Origin of the sequence: Pseudomonas sp. 2822-17 (assembly GCF_002742485.1) — a bacterium.
GTDB classification, from domain to species: Bacteria; Pseudomonadota; Gammaproteobacteria; order Pseudomonadales; family Pseudomonadaceae; genus Aquipseudomonas; species Aquipseudomonas cyclaminis.
The window spans coordinates 40362-56369 of sequence record NZ_LJRZ01000738.1 but is presented as its reverse complement, the minus strand read 5'-3'; the positions used below and the strand labels follow the sequence as shown (position 1 = coordinate 56369).

Below are 16008 nucleotides of genomic sequence, written 5' to 3'. Positions count from 1 at the left end.
CACATGGATCTGGAAAAGCTGATAGCGCTTTACCCTCGCATTTATCACATGGCCGAACGCGGAGCCTGGGACAGCATTCGCACACGCGGACTGATGAGTACCACGGCGGTTCTGGATCACTTGGCAGTGGCAGATGGTGAACGCGCTCGATATGAGAGTGAGCATCGCGGGCAGAAAATGGATGTGAAGTCAGGCGACCCCTCCAGTATTGTACTGCGTGATCAGAAACCCATGCCTGAAGGCCGGTTGATTACAGCACTCACGGGCGGTACGACACCACGTCAATGGTATGAGTTGATCAACGGCAAAGTCTTCTTCTGGGCCGAGGAGCAGCGCCTCCACGGCCTGCTTGGCGCTCGCGATTATCGCAAGCTCGAACATGATGTCCTTACCCTCGACTCGTCGACCTTCATCCCGGCCTATGCCGAAGCCATCTGGCTGTGTCACATGAACTCGGGCAATACTTGGCCCATGCCGCACCGTCGCGGCACGGAGATCTTCTGTAAAATCGTGGACTATCCTGTTACGCGCACGGGCAAGCCTAAGAAGAAGGTTGTCGAGCTAGTTGTCGATTATGCCGTTCCTAACATTGCCGACTATGTACTGGAAGTTCGCAGGATGAAGGGAAACGAGGTATTGGACGTCATTGGTTAGTCGTCATCCCCGGAGCGGAGCAGGATAACGAAAAAGCGCTTAGCGGCGCGTTTATTGATAATCAGCCCAAACAATCGACTGCTGCTTTTTAAAATTCGGTTTCAGGCAGTACTCTGACGGGCATGACCTATTGGTCGACGCCTGGCGGAAAGCTGAAGGATGAAGATTCTTTCGAGGCAGCGGCGGTACGCGAGCGTTGCGAGGACACAGGTATTGAGGTGCCCTTCATAAGTCGTTGCATAGCGCATACGTTGGTGTGCAGTGCTTTCACTCAAGGATGATCCATGGCCACACACATACCCGCCAATGCACAGAAGCATTTGGCAGTTCTAATCGATGCTGATAATGCCCCAGCAGCAATCGTCGAAGGTTTGTTCGAAGAGATAGCCAAATTCGGTGTTGCCAGCGTCAAGCGCATCTATGGCGACTGGACTGGCCCACAGCTAGCCGGTTGGAAGAAAGTGCTGCTGGATCACTCCATCCAGCCCATCCAGCAGTTCGCCTACACCAAAGGGAAGAACGCGACCGACAGCTCATTGATCATTGATGCGATGGATCTATTGTACACCCGACGCTTTGACGGCTTCTGCTTAGTGTCCAGTGACAGCGACTTCACCCGCCTCGCCTCTCGCCTGCGTGAAGAGGGACTGACGGTATATGGGTTCGGTGAAGAGAAAACACCGAAGCCGTTCGTGGCTGCCTGCGACAAGTTCGTTTACATCGAATTGCTACGTGAGGATGCCCTTCCCCTCCCCAAAAGTGAGCTATCCGAGACATCCGCTACCAGCGCCAGCGAGCCCAGTGTAGCCACGCAGGCTGAGCCGCTTAAAAAGCCCAAAGCCCCTGTGGGATTCATCGCCAAGATCCTCGACGACATTGCTGACGAGGATGGGTGGGCACACCTAGGCGCGCTTGGCGCGAATATCACGAAGCTGCGGCCAGATTTCGATCCCAGGACTCATGGCTACAAAAAACTGAGTGACCTTATCAAAGGCTACCCGCACGCCTTCGAGCTTCAGGCTCGTAATGCTTCCGGTGGCAGCGCTGTGATGTATGTCCGGCATAAACAGCAGAGTAAGTAATGAGTCCTTCTCAATAACCAGGCTTGGTCACCGCCAAGGCACTTTCCGACTATATCGAATCGCTGGATGGAGATCAGAAGGTATTTCGAGGTATGCGCAATAGTGCACTGTTAGCGTCTAACCTTCCCTAGGAAAAAAATCGGCTTGAGGCAATCTGCACAGAGTTAGGGGACGCGATCAATGATTTGTTCAAAGTTGATGAGCCTCTGGATTTTTCCGCGAGGCACCTAACCATTTCGTATCCTGCGCTATGCTCAGCATCCCGGAAGGAGATCACATCAATGCCTAAGGAATACTCGTTGTCGGATGTGCTGGAAAGGATGTACCAGAACCAACTCGCCCTAGAGGCAGCCCTGATGGAATTGACGCTCCACGTAGAAGCCCACGGACATGCGGATGTAGGAAATAACGTCCGTGGTGCTCTGGAGACAATCGGCGAGAACTCTGGCCACATCAAGCAAGGTCTAGCAAGGCTCAAAAAGCTCCCATGATCCCGCCGCTCTTTGACTTTGATCTCAAAGGGTCTTACGCGAGCACTACATAACTGGATAACTGGCAAAGCTGCGATCAACTTTCCGCACGCTGGAAGCACTACAGGTGGGTGGCATTTTCTGTCTTACTTCGACCGAGAATCCGGCGTGGCCAAGGTGTCTCTTGCAGGTATTCATTATCCTGACACCGCCGGTTTCTTTGGCAGCTTGAGGGTCATGGACGCGATTGAACCACTCGCTCAGCTAAATGGCTATCATCTAAAAGCCTCTGGGGCGGGGCGAATTGCTACGCAGTCTCCAAGCAGGAACCAGTGCGTCAGACGAGACCTGCTCCTCAGCCTATTCCTCGGCAAACGCCGAGCTATGGATCCTTTTCCCTTGTTCATTCGGAAACGTCTGTATCGGGCGTAGAGGCGGTCGGTACTGCATCACTTCTGGGGGGATCAAACGTTACGGTGTTTGATTACATCTCCATCACAGCACACCAGTCCTAATGGGGCTGCGGCGACTCGCAGGGAGCTAATGGGCAAAGCTACTTCGATGGTGTAGTCCATAGCCACCATCCTATAATCCGTGACTGCAATCTCCCCAGGAGCTCATCACTATGGAAGCGAATATGCCTCAGCCTTGGTACAACACTCGTCCAGCCCCCGTCTTCATGACCGTCTTCTACTGTTTCATCGTCCTGCTTCAAGCTGGCGTCTGGGTGGTGGAGGAAGGTTTCGAGCAAACTCGCTTTGGTGACATTTCTATCTCGGTGTTTCTCAATATCTGCGTGGTAGCGCTGCTGATGTTCGTTGGCGGCTTGATGCTATTAGCCAGGAAAAAGAGTAGTTCGCTTTGCTTCATTCTTGCCTTGGCCTTAGGTGTAACATTTTCCCTTAGCCGAATGGGTAGCGGTTCTATAGTCCACCTGCTTACGCTTCCGATGTTCAAGGAGTACGCTTTGGTTTTTGGGATCTGGGTTTACAGCCTTCAACTGCGCACCACCGGATACTTCTTATCGAAGTAACCTTCTGACCATCATCAACATGGGTGCGGGTGTGAAAAAGAGCGAGCTTCCGGTAAAAACACGCCTTACGTGCGGCCTTCCTTTCACTTGGAGGAAGAAATGGACGCGAGGCTGGGAGGAGGTACGTTAGTGGTCGGAGCACTGCCTGCGCACAAAAGGTTGAGCCAAAAAAGGGCCATTAGGGGCCCTTTTCTATCAATAGAGATTACTTCGCGAGCCAAGACTCTACAGTCGCTGCGCCATGCTCAGTTTTCCATTCCTTCAGGCCGCGATGGTTCCCGCCTTTCGTTTCAATGGTTTCACCGGTGTGTGGGTTCTTATAAACCTTCACCTGGCGGGCCTTGCGTTTGGCTTTAGGCTCGGATACTGGAGCGCGACGACCTGCTTGTGGATCAAGCAGATTGATCACATCTTTCAGGCTGTAGCCGTATTTTGCGAGCAAATCGCGCAGCTTCGTTTCGAATTCAATTTCTTTCTTAAGACCAGCGTCGCCCTTCAGGGCCTCAAGCGCTTGAAGCTGTTCGGCGAGATGTTTTTCAAGCTGGCGAAATTCTGCGAGTTTTGACATGGGAGCTTCCTGAGCAATTAGTACCGTCACGTTACAACAGAACAGACAATTGAATGAAGGAAAAGGCTCAACTTTTAGAGTCTATATGATGCTTGGGTATCCTTCGTTTCTGATTGAATCAATGCGCTATCGGTAGGCGCGTAAGCAAAGGCTGGGGGAGGCAACAAATTGGGCTCCCCCACTGTCGCGTTACAGCTTGAAACGCGAAACGACACTACGCAGTTCCTCTGCCAGCAGCGACAGTTCCTCCGCAGTAACAGCGTTGTCTTCTATGCCCTTCATCAATGCAAGGCTACCGTTACGAATCTCAGTCACATTGCGATTGATATCCTCCGAGACGGCGTGCTGCTGAACTGCCGCGCTGGCTATTTGGGTATTCATCCCTACGATTTGCTCAACGCCGTCATTGATTGCATCCAGGCTGGTCGATGCCTGATCAGCGGACTCGATGCACTCCTGCGCGCGCAATTTGCCCGCTTTCATTTGCTCGACGGCGTCGCCTGTCGCTAGCTGCAGCTCTTGGATAATCCTGCGGATCTCTTCGGTAGAGTTTTGTGTGCGCGAGGCCAGAGTTCTGACCTCGTCGGCGACCACAGCGAATCCTCGACCCTGCTCACCAGCGCGGGCCGCTTCAATGGCCGCGTTCAACGCCAGCAGGTTCGTTTGATCAGCAATGTTACGGATCACCTCAATAACGCCGCCGATCTGCTGGCTGTGTTGCGCAAGTGCCGAAACCTTTTGCGCACTGCGCTCCACCTCATCGGCCAAGGCTTCAATAGTCATGCGGGTTTCCTGCATCTTCGCCAGGCCGGTGTTGGAGGACTGGCTGGCGTGCTCAGCGGCGTTTGCGGCACCCTCGGTGTTTTGCGCCACGTCCGCAACGCTGGTGGTCATCTCGTTGATAGCCGTTGCGACTTGTTCGGTTTCACTTTGCTGTGCGCTCATCGCGCGCTTAGCCCTGTCAATCGACACACCTATACGCTCCGCTGCATCGGAGACCGATTGTGAACTGCGCTCGACATGAGCAAGCGAGGAGCTAAAGGCTTGCACCATATGGTTAAGGCCATTACCCACGTCGGCCATTTCATCTTTGCCCCGTACTTGAATACGCACGCTCAGGTCACCCTGTGCAATGAGTTGGGTAGCTACCAAAGCGTCGTTGATGGTGCGGCGCATGGCGCTATAGATACCGCTGAACACATACACCAGCAACAGGCCAAGAACGGCAAACATGCCCAGGATGAATAGCCGTTCCGAAGTTTTTTCCTGAGCTCGTCGTTCAAGCGCATTCAGCAGTGCGTCTTGCAGTTTGTCTTGCGCCTTGTACAACTCAGCGACCACCGCATTGCCTTTACCTGGCAGATTCTGAACGCCGGTGATGGTGTCGCTTGGTGCGTCAATTAATACTTCAAGGTCGGCACGGAAACTGTCCAGGCTCACAAAAGCAATGGTGATAGGTGCCTGAATACTATCGGCGAGGGCAGGTTCTCTGCGACGCAACAGGGCGAGGCTTTGTTGAAGTTCTTTGTGGATGAGTAACTCATTTTTGAGCATCGACTTGATAACGCTGCGCGCCCCCGAACTCAACGTTTGTCCGTCATGCAGTCCGCTGGCAAGGCCGCGCAATTGCCCGACGATGTTGATTTGCCGTGGCAGCCTCAAGGTGCTCTGGTCGATCATGAACAGCGATGCGTAATCTTCATCCAACACCATGCCCGACGTGGCCGATACGTAGTACACGAAGTTCAATGTCTCGGTGAGTTGATCGTTCCAGTTGTCGAACATCTCGTTTTGGTTGGCATCGGCCTTTGCCTGCTCGATCAACCGCTGTGCCGCCGTGTGCAGACGCTGAACGCGATCACCGGTTTCAAGCTGCGTGTTGAATTGCCTGTCGGTTGCGGCCAGTTTCGAAAACGCGTCCTCCAGCTTCATCTGGTTGGCCGATAGATCGGCTTGAGCGGTTCTATCACCGCTGAGAAAGCGGTTCGTCAGCGCGCGTTGCAACATTGATAAGCGCAGTACAGGTGTGACGTCCAACAGATAGCGCTGGCCCAATTGTTCCGAGCGAATAACCTCAAGGCTCTCGTTTATCTGATGGATGACGCGCGTACCGAGTAGAACCAGAGGGATGAAGACAATGATTGCGAGCACACCAAATTTCGTGGGGAAGCGTAATCGGTTAGCCAGGTGTACGGCAGGAGCAAGGATATTCATAGAGTTCTCACAGCCCGGAATGGGACGGTTTGTAGTTGGTTTTTGTTGAGAACGCTCCCTTTTCTCGAGTGCCTGGCTCTGTCTGGCTCATTCGGCTAATCACGTTTTATGTAATTAAACGTTTCAGTCATCCTATCGGCATTCAGATTGATAACTTTATGAAAAGCTGTACAGATATTTATTTTTGTACAACTTTGGAACGCCTTGAGAGCGGTGATGTCGCTGAGCCATCACCATTTCAAAAGGGCTCTTTAAGGGGAAGCGCTGCGGTCGCTAACTTAGTGAACCTGCGCAGGAGGACATTTACCTACATCGATATGCCAAACAGTCAAGCCAGGTATTTGTCCTTTGGGGGGTATGTGACGAGATTTATTGCGACCATGGGTGGAGGAATCTCCTGGTTGCTCTCTGCGATACTCTTCAGGACTACCTGAGGCGACATCCAGAAGTCACTCCTGTAATCATTGGGCAGATCAAATCCAAGTTTGGAGAGCTGCATTTTTTCTATGACGGGGGAGACGCCTACTGCAGGGGCGCAGTAGACGTAGCGATCCAACTTTCGACGAAAACCTTCTCTTACTGCGGAGCGCCTGGAAAGCAGGTATGCGGTGCATGGGTAAGCACACTGTGCTCGCGTCATGAGGGCAGCGGTGGTTCGAAGACTGCCGGCTGACAGGCTTGCATCCGAATCTTCTATAAGTGCCTTAACTGGTTGCCAGGCTCTAGGGAGGGCAGATACTCCAGCCCGAGTCGTTAGCACCGCGCACTGATTGCATTAGCTGGTCGGCTGCACCGGCTGAGCATATGGAATATTTATATTCAGACGACATTTGTGTCGGGTTTGCGACCAAATAAAATGCTCTCCCCTGAAATGGATTTTCAAAACCGGAGATGTATATTTTGAACTCAAAAGAAAAGCAGCAGTGCCTGTACCTTCCTACTCTTCCCTGTAGGGCTTAGGCAGATTTGCCGGCTGCTTTTTTAGGTGACCTTTTCGATCTGTCAGCTTTTTGAGCTCACTCCCAAGTAGATACCATCGCTTAGGGTTGCCCCTCCGCACCTTGTAACCTGCTCGTTAATTTGGGGCCGTAGGCCCCGGCTCGGTTTTGCCAACAAAAGCCGAGTATTTGAGTTTACTTTTTGTGGTTTGTACGAGATTTGGTGTGATCAGAGATCAAGAAAATCCAGCGAATCCGCAAGAGGTATAATTCCGTCTAATCCGCCCAGGCCCCACCGGGATTCCCTAGGCTCACGGATGCAAACATGCCGGCGATGATCCTGGCGTCGAGCAAGGAGTGGTTAGGCAGTTCCTCACCCTCGCTAGTCGGAGTAAGTGTCGTTGCGTCAGTAGGAAGGTTACGAACGATTCTGGGCCATCGCCACCGTCATATACCAGATCGCAAAAAAGCTCCCAGTCCTACTGGGGAGCATCCGTGACGATCTCGAGCTCCTCTTTGAATAACGTCAGAAACCTGAGCATCGACATCCTGGCTTCAACAATGGGCAATGCGTAGCTCCCACCCCACAGCTGCGGAAGCACGATTTTCTTTACGAAATCACTGCAGCCTTCTTCTTGCCAAGCTTCGAGCAATTCCACATAGAATTCGCGCCCATGCTCAGCCACCAATGCGAGTGATATCAGCCTCGCTGCTGATGATAGATGGGTAAACTCGCAATCAAGAAAGAGTCTGATGTTGGTAGAACTCCGCAATGACTAGGGGTCGCCTGGATATGGCGCAGGAAGGTCGCTTTGGGAAATGGCCCAAGCGGTCATAGAAATGTGGAGCCGCGCCGCCCCTCCGCCCAGACCATTGGTTGAACACCTGTCCACCAATGAGGTGAGTCAGGACGTCTTGAGCATACTGAAAATTGCCCAGCAGCGGGTAGGTGCTATCGTGCCAGGCCGAACGCCGGATGCAGGCACAGTCACGCTATACGCTCGTCACGCTAGCAACTTAGTTGATGGGCTCATTACACTGCTGCCAAAGGTGAAGCTTTCGCAAGCTTTACGAGGCTCTTGTCTTGAAAGCGAACTGGAGATTTGACGTCCGTACAGCCTCCACGAACACCAGTCTGCAACAACTCTATTACAACTTGCCCAGCGAAACGCGTCCCTGTGAGATGTTCTATGAACTCTGAATTAACTGAAGAAGAAATGCGTCGTGCTCTATTTGGTACGCCTCAGCCCGAAGAGCAGGTGTCTGCTCCTCAAGTAAAGGAGCATGTGCCAGAAGTAGCGCCTACAGAGCCAGCAGCAGCGCCCCAGATGAAGAAGAAAGCGGCAAAAGCTTTTACGCCTAGGCTGCTGGTCACTCTCAGGGTTGGAAACGAATTTGAGGGAAAAATGACCGAGTTGATTCACGAGGCTGACACGTTGAGCTCGTTGCTTGCTGAACAAGAGGCCGTGAAGGCCGCTAGGAAGAAGTACAAGTATGTAGACGTCGTCTCGGTAAAGTCGATGTAGCCGCGCCCAGGCTCGCTCTCCCGTCAAGGATCTTATAAGTGGCTTCAACGCTACGGGTATCTGAATCGTTTGACGGTCGTACCATCACAATCACGCCGCTTATGTTGCAGATGAGCTATTGCGCTCAGCCCAGCCGCTAAGCTGGCGCTGGGTTAGAGGGGAACCCGGCCTGAGGTTGCTCAGGATATGTAGATTTAGCTTCACTGATCAGAGGCTAGTAGTTTTTTAACTTCTGCAATGATCGAGTCGATGTTGAATGGCTTTGCCAAAACCGCATCAAACAGATCCGATCTTTCCATGCCAATATGGGCCTGAGCACCGCTCATCAGGATGATCGGCAATTGATTCGCCGAAGGCAGCGCTCGAACGGCAGTGGCGAATTCAAGACCGTCCATGACCGGCATCATAAAGTCGGTAATGATCAAGGCAGGCCGCTCCCTATCGAGCACTTCAAGCCCTTTCTGACCGTTGCTGGCCTTCACCACCATGAACCCCTCATCCTCCAGCGCGAAACTGAGAATATCAGCGATCAAATACTCGTCGTCGACGACCAAGATGGTGGTCATGTTAAATTCAACCCGCACGAAGGCTTAAGATTTTGAACCGGGCAATGTCTCAGTCGGGACTGAAGGTTCATGTCTTGAGGCCTTTTTCAGGAAAACATCTTGATCACGGATGACGACCTCAAAACGCGCAGGGTCGTAAGAGCTGTCTCGTACTTTAAGAATGGAAAGCGTCCTGCTTAGTTCAGAGTGATTCTCAGAGAACCGCATCAGAACCAAATTGTCGACGATGCTGGAGAGGTCAGAGTTCGGTGCGCTGACCTCTGAGCCAAACAGATCGCGCATTTCCCAGGATGCAAATACCGTAACGCCTCTGGATCGTAGTTCGTTCATCAGAGCACTGAAGAAGTCAGTAATCCGCGCTGGATTTGTCGTGACTCGCGTCATGCCGCTCAGGCTATCGATGAATAGACGTTTGATGCCCTTTTCTTCAACGATGCTCAGCAGTCGGGCGCCAAGCCCATCTAGGAGACCTTCTGTGGTGGGCTGCCAGGCAATGCTCAACGCGCCGCTATCTTCCATGCCTTTGATATCGATACCCAGTGATTGGCCTTTGAGCCGCAGCCGTTGTGGGCTTTCGTAGAAACCAAAATGAAGGCCCGGCGCTTTCACAGTCGACTCGGCCAGGAACTTAAGGCCCAGAGTCGTCTTTCCGATCCCAGAAGGGCCTATTACCAGAGAAACACTGGAACTGTGCAGGCCTCCGCCTAATATGCCGTCCAGTGATTCAATGCCACTGGCGATGCGCGTCATATCGGCGCTATCGGGAGAAGACGGGTGGCTGTAGAGACTTTCGAGTCGCGGGTAAACCACCAAGCCCTTGTCGGTAATTTCACACTCGTGAAGACCGGTCATGGCTCCGCTGCCGCGAGTTTTGCGCAGCTGAATTCGACGCACTGAGCGAGTGCCATATAGCTCTTCGCCCATCTCTATGACGCCATCAACCATGGTGTGCTCAGGACTACCGTCGTCAAGGCGGGAGCTGGTAAGAAACAGCACCGTGCAACCAGCAAAAGCGGCATGCCCTTGCAGTTCAGAAATGAATTTCTTGGTGTCGATGTGTGAATCAGCTTTTGAGCGCGCATTGAGCAAACCGTCAACCACCATCACTGTGGCTTTCTGACGGCTTATCTCGCGTCGAAGCAGTTTCACAACTTCATCCAAACCTTCGTTTTCCAGAGTGTCAAACGCGCTGACAAACTGAATTTCGGCGCCTACTTTGGACGAGTCGAAAAAGCTCAGCGTAGAGAGGAACTGAAAGAGACGGTCATGCGATTCGGCCAGCAGCGTGGCGACCAGAACCCGGCCTCCATTGCTCGCATGATGGAACCCAAGCTGGTTCGCTAGGATCGTTTTTCCAGACCCTGGGCGCCCTTGGATTATGTATGAAGAGCCTGCTACCAGTCCGCCCTTGAGCAGAGCGTCAAGCCCTTCGATTCCACTTTCGAGGCGTTTTAGCTTTTCCACAATGCGACCCTGATCTGAAAAACAGGCTGTTTAAGCCGAGTGAGCGGAATGCTAACGCCATTTTCGCTCTAGAGCCATTGAGCCTAGAGCATGGCGTGCTAGGAAAGTTGTTTGTCCCGTACCAAGGCAGTCTTTTACTCGAACTTCATCCAGCTAACACCCTTGTGAAATCAACCTTGCTAGCAGATGACCGTCTAATCCTGCAGTGATTCAAATGCAGTAGCCGGCGGCGTGCATTTACTTAAAACATGCCGGATGCGTACCAGGGTCGTGGATTGCATAAGCAGCTTGAATCATCTCCGGGCGCTGCTATAGGATGAAGAAAGGAGATGGCATTCCTCCTTTAACCGCCTTTGTGCTGATGATGCCTACGTGAACCCTGGACAGGGTGCGTAGGTGTGTCTCCCTGTCCTCTAATTTAGGACAGGCTATGATCTTACCCTTCGATTTACCCTTTTGTTTCAGCGCGAGCCGCTTGCCAGTTAGTCCACTCAGATCTGATGAGGAGGACTCTCCGTGCTGAAGTCATTAATCGTCATTGCTGTTGGCGCTTCACTTGGAGCCTGGTTGCGTTGGCTCTTGGGGATGAAGCTGAATGCTCTGTTCCCAACGATTCCTCCAGGCACTGTGGTCGCGAACATGGTGGGGGGTTACATCATCGGCTTGGCCATCGCCTTCTTGGCCGCATCTCCGGCACTAAGCCCAGAGTGGCGTCTCCTAATCATCACGGGTTTCTGTGGTGGGCTTACCACCTTCTCCACCTTTTCAGCCGAAACGGTTGTCCTAATCCAGGAAGGCAGACTGCTCTGGGCGCTCGGTTCAATTTCGTTGCACGTCGTAGGTTCGTTAGCGATGACCGCTTTCGGGCTTCTGTCCTACCAAATAATTGGTACTCGCTGAGGAGATAGAAATGAAAGGCTTTATGGTCGTTTTCTTCACTCAACAAAACCGTCGGTATACCAAGGTGATCGCAGTCCCTCATGAAAAACTTAGCTCGATGTACAGCGACGTAAAGGAGTGCTCAGACCTCCCTGCGTTACTCTTCGCACAGATCCAGCACTTTTTCGAAAACTGCAAGGCATTGGAGCCAGGCAAGTGGGTGAAGATGAGCCGTTGGGGGAGCGCAGATGAGGCTAGGGAGGAAATTCGCAAATCAGTGGCTGCCCATATCCCAAAACAATCGTCTACTACGGTTTTTATGGTGTCGATCCGTCATTTGCTGGTGGCCCTGATTATTGGGACGTCGCCAACCTTCAAGCGGCGAAACTCTCAACATACGCAGCGAACCCGGTGCATGCAAACAGATCGTCGGCACGCTATTGATTGGCGACAGGGTTCGCAACCTGGGATGCAAACTGGCTGGATCCAGTCGTTGGTGCCGAATCGAAGCAGGCCTGAAACAGAAGCTCACTGGCTGGGTTGACGGCACGTATCTGCGCGAAGCTGCCGGCCCGCCGCAAGCTGCCACCCACAGCAGCAATACCAACTGATTCCCCGACAAGATTATCATCACTGAGCCCTGCTTCTCATCGGAAACTCAGGTGGATTGTTTGCTGTGGTGGCTTTCCGCCGCTATTAGTAAAAGGGAGTTTGAAGAGGGTTTGGAAATGATTTCGAGATTTGTTGTCGTTCCTGCAGCCCCCACGAAGACGGGGTCAATGCGCAACGGAACGCGCTTTTTCTGCGAAACCGCGCCTATAGGCTTCAACATTTATGACAACGAGGAAAAGTTGCGCCTGAAGACAACCTATCAGACGCGAGTTGAGGCTGAGGGTGAGTGCCAACGTCTCAACCTAGAGCTGTTACAAAGGGGCGGTACTGAACAGGAGCACTCTGCAACGCACAGACGAAGCTTGTAAGTTCCCATTCATGCTGGTTTTCTCAATGGCTCATGAGCTTGTCGATGGCACCGGGTTTGTCGTGAACGCCGAAGCGGTCAACGATTGTTGCGCTGGCTTCATTGATACCGTGCACCTCAACTTCAGCACCTTCGCGTCGGAACTTGATCACGACCTTATCCAGCGCTGCGACGGCGGTGATATCCCAGAAATGCGCCTGTTTGAGATCTATGGTGACCTTGTTGAGCACTTCCTTGAAGTCAAAAACCTCAGTGAACTTGTCCGCAGAGCTAAAGAACACCTGGCCCATTACGTGGTAAGTCCGATGCGATTTCGTCTCTTCCAGAGTGCTCTTGATATCTAGGTAGTGCCCGACCTTATTGGCAAAGAACAGCGAAGCCAGCAGCACACCTACCAGTACGCCGTAGGCCAGGTTGTGAGTGGCCACGACGACCACGACGGTCGCCACCATGACGAGGTTGGTCGACAGCGGATGCTCTTTCAGATTACGCAAAGAATCCCAGCTAAAGGTGCCGATGGACACCATGATCATCACAGCCACGAGTGCCGCCATAGGGATTTTGGAGAGCCATTCGCCAAGAAATACCACCATCAGCAGCAGGAAAACGCCGGCACACAATGTCGAGAGACGGGTGCGGCCACCAGATTTCACGTTGATGATCGACTGGCCGATCATGGCGCAACCTGCCATGCCGCCAAGAATGCCGGCTGCGATGTTGGCCACACCCTGGCCTTTGCACTCGCGGTTTTTGTTGCTGGTGGTATCGGTAAGGTCGTCGACGATGGTCGCGGTCATCATTGATTCGAGTAGACCCACTACTGCCAACGCAGCCGAGTACGGGAAAATGATGCGAAGGGTTTCAAAATTCAGCGGAACTTCAGGCCAGAGGAAGATCGGAAGCGTATCAGGCAGTTGGCCCATGTCACCGACGGTGCGGATATCCAAACCGAGGTGAATGGCGATGGCAGTCAGCGTCAGAATGCACACCAATGGAGAGGGAATCAGCTTGCCGATTTTCGGCACATACGGAAACAGGTAGATGATTCCCAGGCCCGCAGCGGTCATGGCACAGACGTGCCAGGTGACATTGGTCAGCTCAGGCAATTGCGCCATAAAAATCAGAATCGCCAATGCGTTTACGAAGCCGGTGACTACCGAGCGTGAAACAAAGCGCATCAACGAGCCAAGCTCCAGGTAGCCAGCAAGGATTTGAAGTACGCCGCATAGTAGAGTCGCGGCCAGCAGGTACTGGAGTCCGTGCTCTTTTACCAGCGTAACCATCAGCAGTGCCATGGCGCCTGTCGCCGCCGAGATCATTCCGGGGCGCCCGCCGACAAAGACGATAACGGCACAGATACAGAAGGAGGCGTAGAGACCAACTTTGGGATCTACCCCGGCGATGATGGAAAAGGCAATGGCTTCCGGGATCAGCGCGAGTGCAACCACCAGCCCCGCGAGCACGTCGGCACGGACGTTGGAAAACCACGTTTGTCTAAGTTTTTGCAGCATAGAAATATCCAATGCAAAGCATCGCGCACGCAAAGGGAATGGCGAGCGAATCGATACAAATTCAAATTTTGAGGATTTTTAGCTGTGTGCTTAAGGTGTAAAACCAGGCGTACAGCGATGCGCATCCGCGAGCGAGGCTAGCGGAAGCAAGTTGTTGCGAGGGGGCGTAGCGCTAAGGCGGCGTAGGCTGCCAGTAGATCGTTTGGAGTACAGTCATGCTGGTGTTCCTGTAGCTCAAGGGTATGCAGCGCTTGCAGTATACAGCAAATCCACCCTTGATCGCGACTCAGTGTCAAGTTCCAAGAGCATTTGATGCTGAAAGAGAGGTAGCTGAAGAGTAGGTTTCTGAGCAAAGTCTAATTTGCAGGTACGGCTCCGTTACGAGTGACAATGGTGAAAGTCGTAAGCATCTCGCGAGGCCCGCTTAGAGCTCGAACTGATTTTCGCTGAGGTTGGTACATCATTATGAAACTAAGTTCTGATCCACTCGCAGGGCTAGCCGCGTATGCCTAAGGAAGGCCATCGTTTAGCCTATATACCGTTTGCTCCAAAGTATTTGGTTTTGTGCAGCAATCATTTTGGGAGTGATGAATATTGTCAGCCGAAGGTAGTGTAAAGGCCGTCACGACTGACTCCCCTTGGGTGGTTTTTCTGGTGTTTCTGCGCCTAGGGCTCACCTCCTTCGGAGGCCCGATTGCACATCTAGCTTACTTTCGCGAAGAATTTGTCGCTCGACGCCAATGGCTGAGCGAGCGTAGCTATGGGGATTTGATTGCTCTGTGCCAGTTCTTGCCGGGGCCCGCCAGTAGCCAGGTTGGAATAGGTTTAGGACTATCTCGTGCTGGGGTTCCTGGAGCAGTAGCTGCGTGGGCAGGCTTCACATTGCCTTCGGCAATAATCCTGGTTTTATTCGCTCAGGGTATGTCCTCGTGGGGAGGGGCGCTTCCGAGCGGTCTTTTACATGGTCTTAAAATTGTCGCGGTGGCTGTCGTTGCTCAAGCCGTCTGGGGAATGGGCCGTAGTCTTTGCACTGATGCCCCTCGAATAACCGTCGCAGTGTTTGCTGCCTATGCTGCACTGCTTTGGCCGCATGCTTGGGGGCAGATTGGCGTGATTTTCTTCGGTGCCGTCATAGGATTGATGCTCTTCAAAACCCATCAGAGCCAAACTACGGAGTCTTTGCCGATATCGGTGAGCAGGAAAGTCGGTGTGGTGTTTTTGCTGCTGTTCTTCGGCCTGTTAGCTGGCCTGCCACTGCTGGTTCAAGTGTGGCCCTCTCAAGCATTAGCTGTGGTAAACGTCTTTTTCCGTACTGGGTCGTTAGTTTTCGGAGGTGGGCACGTTGTGCTGCCGTTGCTTCAGTCAGCTACCGTACCGAACGGATGGGTAGCCAATGACACGTTTCTTACCGGCTATGGTTTAGCACAGGCCGTACCGGGCCCGCTTTTTACCTTCGCAGCATTTCTTGGCGCGTCCATGAATGCGCAACCTTCTGGTTGGCTCGGGGCTACCGCGTGCGTCCTGGCAATTTTTGCTCCTTCTTTCCTGCTCGTAATCGGCGTGTTGCCATTCTGGGAGCAACTGCGGAAAAGCTTACGCGCCCAAGCTGCGCTTTCAGGCGTAAACGCAGCAGTTGTGGGTCTTCTCCTGGCTGCCTTGTATAACCCTGTCTGGACGAGCGCCATATTGACTCCTACAGACTTTGGCTTGGCGCTGATAGCTCTTGTGGCCTTGATGTTCTGGAAGGTTCCTCCATGGTTGGTCGTCTTGGGGGGTGGTCTCCTCGGATGTTTACTTGGCAGTGTATTTTGAGGTCGGCTAACAGATATCTGGAATGCGCGGGGCTCTGATTCTCAGAAATTGCTGTGCACGCAATTTGTACGACCGCGTTCAATAAGACGCCGATTGCGACACACAGTAGCTCTCTGCGTGAGTGATTCCAGCGATCCTCCAACTCAGCCTGCTCATCAATCCTAGATACGTTTTACTACACCAGAATGGCAATCCCCTGGCGGATATCAAAGAGTCGAGCTACCGGTGCTCCGCAGGCCCGGAGCACTTAAATTCCACTTGAGAGTTGCGAACTGCCTGATAAAAATTGATAGTTTATACATGCAACCATCC

15 protein-coding genes, 1 pseudogene and 1 riboswitch are annotated in these 16008 nt (G+C 52.7%); of the genes and pseudogenes, 11 read left to right on the top strand and 5 right to left on the bottom strand.

What is annotated here, in order from left to right:
* Positions 1 to 3: 3 nt before the first annotated feature.
* From AOA60_RS24345 to AOA60_RS24310, 6 genes are all read left to right on the top strand, one after another.
* Entirely contained in the window at positions 4 to 654 is a 651-nt protein-coding gene (locus AOA60_RS24345; protein ID WP_099586490.1) for a hypothetical protein, read from the top strand.
* 122 nt (positions 655 to 776) lie between these two features.
* Positions 777 to 935: an NUDIX domain-containing protein gene (locus tag AOA60_RS34965; protein ID WP_083244906.1), complete on the top strand. Its 159-nt coding sequence runs from the start codon at positions 777 to 779 to the stop codon at positions 933 to 935.
* Between the two features lie 3 nt (positions 936 to 938).
* Complete coding sequence (locus tag AOA60_RS24335) at positions 939 to 1736, top strand: NYN domain-containing protein (protein ID WP_065926365.1); 798 nt, start codon at positions 939 to 941, stop codon at positions 1734 to 1736.
* Positions 1737 to 2017: 281 nt separating this feature from the next.
* A complete protein-coding gene (locus AOA60_RS24330) occupies positions 2018 to 2227 on the top strand; it encodes a hypothetical protein (protein WP_099586489.1) in 210 nt (69 codons plus the stop codon).
* A gap of 616 nt (positions 2228 to 2843) precedes the next feature.
* Positions 2844 to 3239: a hypothetical protein gene (locus tag AOA60_RS24315; RefSeq protein WP_056789427.1), complete on the top strand. Its 396-nt coding sequence runs from the start codon at positions 2844 to 2846 to the stop codon at positions 3237 to 3239.
* A gap of 31 nt (positions 3240 to 3270) precedes the next feature.
* Positions 3271 to 3369 (top strand): DUF2256 domain-containing protein, encoded by a 99-nt coding sequence (locus tag AOA60_RS24310; RefSeq protein ID WP_099586701.1) that lies wholly within the window; start codon positions 3271 to 3273, stop codon positions 3367 to 3369.
* Between the two features lie 75 nt (positions 3370 to 3444).
* Here the strand turns inward: AOA60_RS24310 and AOA60_RS24305 are convergent, their stop codons facing one another.
* Together AOA60_RS24305 and AOA60_RS24300 are read right to left on the bottom strand one after the other, a co-directional pair.
* Positions 3445 to 3807 carry a histone-like nucleoid-structuring protein, MvaT/MvaU family gene (locus tag AOA60_RS24305; RefSeq protein ID WP_099586488.1) on the bottom strand — a complete coding sequence of 121 codons (363 nt, stop codon included), beginning with the start codon at positions 3805 to 3807 and terminating at the stop codon, positions 3445 to 3447.
* 189 nt (positions 3808 to 3996) lie between these two features.
* Entirely contained in the window at positions 3997 to 6021 is a 2025-nt protein-coding gene (locus AOA60_RS24300; RefSeq protein ID WP_099586487.1) for a methyl-accepting chemotaxis protein, read from the bottom strand.
* A gap of 2128 nt (positions 6022 to 8149) precedes the next feature.
* Here AOA60_RS24300 and AOA60_RS24285 point away from each other — a divergent pair.
* Positions 8150 to 8485 (top strand): hypothetical protein, encoded by a 336-nt coding sequence (locus AOA60_RS24285; RefSeq protein ID WP_099586486.1) that lies wholly within the window; start codon positions 8150 to 8152, stop codon positions 8483 to 8485.
* A gap of 200 nt (positions 8486 to 8685) precedes the next feature.
* On the opposite strand, the gene AOA60_RS24280 is transcribed toward AOA60_RS24285, so the two are convergent.
* A complete protein-coding gene (locus AOA60_RS24280) occupies positions 8686 to 9051 on the bottom strand; it encodes a response regulator (protein WP_099586485.1) in 366 nt (121 codons plus the stop codon).
* Positions 9052 to 9075: 24 nt separating this feature from the next.
* Positions 9076 to 10518: an ATPase domain-containing protein gene (locus AOA60_RS24275; RefSeq protein WP_178075419.1), complete on the bottom strand. Its 1443-nt coding sequence runs from the start codon at positions 10516 to 10518 to the stop codon at positions 9076 to 9078.
* Between the two features lie 313 nt (positions 10519 to 10831).
* A riboswitch (Fluoride riboswitch) is annotated at positions 10832 to 10893 on the top strand.
* Positions 10894 to 11031: 138 nt separating this feature from the next.
* Between AOA60_RS24275 and crcB the strand changes: the two genes are divergently transcribed.
* From crcB to AOA60_RS34960, 3 genes and pseudogenes are all read left to right on the top strand, one after another.
* Complete coding sequence (gene crcB / locus AOA60_RS24270) at positions 11032 to 11415, top strand: fluoride efflux transporter CrcB (protein WP_099586483.1); 384 nt, start codon at positions 11032 to 11034, stop codon at positions 11413 to 11415.
* 10 nt (positions 11416 to 11425) lie between these two features.
* A pseudogene (locus AOA60_RS24265) lies at positions 11426 to 11683 on the top strand (inorganic diphosphatase); the annotation flags it as partial.
* Positions 11684 to 11750: 67 nt separating this feature from the next.
* Positions 11751 to 12005, top strand: a complete 255-nt coding sequence (locus AOA60_RS34960; protein WP_143522558.1) for an SH3 domain-containing protein — start codon at positions 11751 to 11753, stop codon at positions 12003 to 12005.
* Between the two features lie 391 nt (positions 12006 to 12396).
* Here the strand turns inward: AOA60_RS34960 and AOA60_RS24255 are convergent, their stop codons facing one another.
* On the bottom strand, positions 12397 to 13884 hold the full coding sequence (locus AOA60_RS24255; protein WP_099586482.1) for a SulP family inorganic anion transporter: 1488 nt from the start codon (positions 13882 to 13884) through the stop codon (positions 12397 to 12399).
* A 591-nt stretch (positions 13885 to 14475) separates the two neighbouring features.
* On the opposite strand from AOA60_RS24255, the gene chrA reads away from it, so the two are divergent.
* Positions 14476 to 15696: a chromate efflux transporter gene (gene chrA / locus AOA60_RS24245; protein ID WP_099586481.1), complete on the top strand. Its 1221-nt coding sequence runs from the start codon at positions 14476 to 14478 to the stop codon at positions 15694 to 15696.
* Positions 15697 to 16008: the final 312 nt, after the last annotated feature.